2 protein-coding genes are annotated in these 530 nt (G+C 71.3%); both read right to left on the bottom strand.

Annotated elements, in window-relative coordinates:
- Positions 1 to 161 (bottom strand): glycine--tRNA ligase subunit alpha (locus tag AC1DWF_RS38240; protein WP_476843610.1); only part of this gene is annotated, 161 nt, incomplete at its 3' end.
- Positions 162 to 221: 60 nt separating this feature from the next.
- Positions 222 to 530 (bottom strand): gamma-glutamyltransferase (locus AC1DWF_RS38235; RefSeq protein WP_476843609.1); only part of this gene is annotated, 309 nt, incomplete at its 5' end.

Raw genomic sequence — 530 nt, 5'->3', positions numbered from 1 at the left:
CTCCAGGGCTGCGGGCCGAGGGCGCGGAGCGTCGTCGCCGGATGGAAGGTGCCGGCGCCCATCTCCATGTCGTAGGGCTGAAGGATCAGGCAGCCCTGCGCCGACCAGAAATCGTGCAGGCGCAGGATCATGTCCTGGAAGGAGAGGGGCTTTTCGGTCATCGCGGCGCTTCATAGCGCCCTCGGGGCCGAAAACCAACGGAGCCTCCGGCCGAGGGAGGCTTACGACTTCGGCGCATCCGGCCAGAACCGCACGCCCTTCCGCGCCGGCCCGCCGCCGATCGCCACCGGCGAGCCATCCGCCCGCCAGCAGGAGGCGCCCTCCATCAGCCCGTCCTCGTGCCAGCGGATCGCGCCCATGCCGCCGGCAACGTGCGGCATGGCGACCGCCGGGTGTCCCATCGCCTCCATCGCCGCGCGGATCTCGGCGGCGAAGCCGCCCTCCATCTCCACCGGCCCGCCCATGGTCCACAGCCGCGGCGCCTCCACCGCCTCCTGCAGCGACATGCCGTGGTCGATCAGGTTCAATAC

Source organism: Aminobacter sp. P4_D5 (assembly GCF_056401815.1).
Note: the sequence above shows the minus strand (reverse complement) of the source record. Positions and strands in the feature narration are given on the sequence as shown.